A 2,907-nucleotide genomic window follows, 5' to 3' on the forward strand; every position below is an offset into this window, starting at 1 on the left:
TCGGTCCTCCACTGTGTGTTACCACAGCTTCAACCTGCCCATGGGTAGATCACACGGTTTCGCGTCTAACACTACTGACTAAAGCGCCCTATTCAGACTCGCTTTCGCTACGGATCCGTGGCTTAACCACTTATCCTTGCCAGCAACGTTAACTCGTAGGCTCATTATGCAAAAGGCACGCCGTCACCCCACGAAAGGGCTCCGACCGCTTGTAAGCGTATGGTTTCAGGATCTATTTCACTCCGTTATTCACGGTTCTTTTCACCTTTCCCTCACGGTACTGGTTCACTATCGGTCTCTCAGGAGTATTTAGCCTTAGCGGATGGTCCCGCCAAATTCAGACAGGGTTTCACGTGCCCCGCCCTACTCAGGATACCACTATTCTTTACATTCATTACTTATACAGGGCTATCACCTTCTTTGGCTCTACTTTCCAGTAGATTCTAATTCTTTATGCAAGAAATGTCGTGGTCCTACAACCCCAACATTGCCGTAACAACATTGGTTTGGGCTAATCCGCGTTCGCTCGCCACTACTTACGGAATCACTTTTGTTTTCTTCTCCTCCGCCTACTTAGATGTTTCAGTTCAGCGGGTTTGCCCACCTATCGGTGTACTATGTCTTCAACATAGTGGGTTGCCCCATTCAGGTATTTACGGATCGTATCGTGTGTGCCAATCCCCGTAACTTTTCGCAGCTTATCACGCCTTTCATCGCCTCTGAGAGCCTAGGCATCCCCCATACGCCCTTATTTTGCTTATTGTACCAATCGTAAAGTCAATTACGACCGTTTTGTTTCGTTTTTTCTAATAAATTAAAAAAAACTGCTTTCTACTTTTTAATTTTTTCTTATCTCAATATGTCAATGAACTTTTTTCCCGTAGGAATCGTGGAGAATAACGGAGTCGAACCGTTGACCTCCTGCGTGCAAGGCAGGCGCTCTAGCCAGCTGAGCTAATCCCCCAATCTAATTATGAATTGTGAATTATGAATTATGAATTGTTGTAATTCCTAACCTTTCAACCCTAGTATTTCCTTTTAATCTGTATATGAACGTTTATTTTTAATTCGTAATTCGTATTTTTGAATTCGTAATTGTTTTGTTGTCTCGGACAGACTCGAACTGTCGACCCCTACATTATCAGTGTAGTACTCTAACCAGCTGAGCTACGAGACACTCTTTTTACTTAAAAATAAAACCGTCATCATAACGGTCTTACGTGTATTATTTGAACTAACAGCGAGAGTAATCGCATCTTGGACTTTTTCCAAAATAATTTTTCGTCTTCTTTCCCTAGCGTGCATTACTGCTAACACTAAGGCTCTAGAAAGGAGGTGTTCCAGCCGCACCTTCCGGTACGGCTACCTTGTTACGACTTAGCCCTAGTTACCAGTTTTACCCTAGGCAGCTCCTTACGGTCACCGACTTCAGGCACCCCCAGCTTCCATGGCTTGACGGGCGGTGTGTACAAGGCCCGGGAACGTATTCACCGGATCATGGCTGATATCCGATTACTAGCGATTCCAGCTTCACGGAGTCGAGTTGCAGACTCCGATCCGAACTGTGACCGGTTTTGTAGATTCGCTCCTGGTCACCCAGTGGCTGCTCTCTGTACCGGCCATTGTAGCACGTGTGTAGCCCAAGGCGTAAGGGCCGTGATGATTTGACGTCATCCCCACCTTCCTCTCAGTTTGCACTGGCAGTCTCGTTAGAGTTCCCGACATGACTCGCTGGCAACTAACAACAGGGGTTGCGCTCGTTATAGGACTTAACCTGACACCTCACGGCACGAGCTGACGACAACCATGCAGCACCTTGTAAATTGTCTTGCGAAAGGTCTGTTTCCAAACCGGTCAATCTACATTTAAGCCTTGGTAAGGTTCCTCGCGTATCATCGAATTAAACCACATGCTCCACCGCTTGTGCGGGCCCCCGTCAATTCCTTTGAGTTTCATTCTTGCGAACGTACTCCCCAGGTGGGATACTTATCACTTTCGCTTAGCCACTGAACTTGCGCCCAACAGCTAGTATCCATCGTTTACGGCGTGGACTACCAGGGTATCTAATCCTGTTCGCTACCCACGCTTTCGTCCATCAGCGTCAATCCATTAGTAGTAACCTGCCTTCGCAATTGGTATTCCATGTAATCTCTAAGCATTTCACCGCTACACTACATATTCTAGTTACTTCCTAATAATTCAAGCCTTACAGTATCAATGGCCGTTTCCCCGTTGAGCGGGGAGATTTCACCACTGACTTATAAAGCCGCCTACGGACCCTTTAAACCCAATGATTCCGGATAACGCTTGGATCCTCCGTATTACCGCGGCTGCTGGCACGGAGTTAGCCGATCCTTATTCTTACAGTACCGTCAAGACTCTACACGTAGAGTTGTTTCTTCCTGTACAAAAGCAGTTTACAATCCATAGGACCGTCATCCTGCACGCGGCATGGCTGGATCAGGCTTGCGCCCATTGTCCAATATTCCTCACTGCTGCCTCCCGTAGGAGTCTGGTCCGTGTCTCAGTACCAGTGTGGGGGATCTCCCTCTCAGGACCCCTACCCATCGTCGCCATGGTAAGCCGTTACCTTACCATCTAGCTAATGGGACGCATGCTCATCTTTCACCGTTGTGACTTTAATAATTAAATGATGCCATTCAATTATACCATGAGGTATTAATCCAAATTTCTCTGGGCTATCCCTCTGTGAAAGGTAGATTGCATACGCGTTACGCACCCGTGCGCCGGTCTCTGGTATTGCTACCATACCCCTCGACTTGCATGTGTTAAGCCTGCCGCTAGCGTTCATCCTGAGCCAGGATCAAACTCTTCATCGTATATTATTTGTCAAGCTAGGCTTGACTACTTATTATTCGACTCAAATTCTAGTGGTTTTTTAAATCT

The 2,907-nt window shown here is 46.8% G+C and carries 2 tRNA genes and 2 rRNA genes; all 4 read right to left on the reverse strand.

Features of this window, described 5'->3' with window-relative positions:
* Window positions 1–762: ribosomal RNA gene (locus tag IR213_RS15910) — 23S ribosomal RNA — on the reverse strand; the annotation flags it as partial.
* A 128-nt stretch (window positions 763–890) separates the two neighbouring features.
* Window positions 891–964, reverse strand: a tRNA-Ala gene (locus IR213_RS15915).
* Window positions 965–1,103: 139 nt separating this feature from the next.
* Window positions 1,104–1,177: transfer RNA gene (locus IR213_RS15920), tRNA-Ile, on the reverse strand.
* 151 nt (window positions 1,178–1,328) lie between these two features.
* Window positions 1,329–2,840: ribosomal RNA gene (locus IR213_RS15925) — 16S ribosomal RNA — on the reverse strand.
* Window positions 2,841–2,907: the final 67 nt, after the last annotated feature.

This window comes from Flavobacterium soyangense, assembly GCF_015277675.1.
GTDB lineage: Bacteria > Bacteroidota > Bacteroidia > Flavobacteriales > Flavobacteriaceae > Flavobacterium > Flavobacterium soyangense.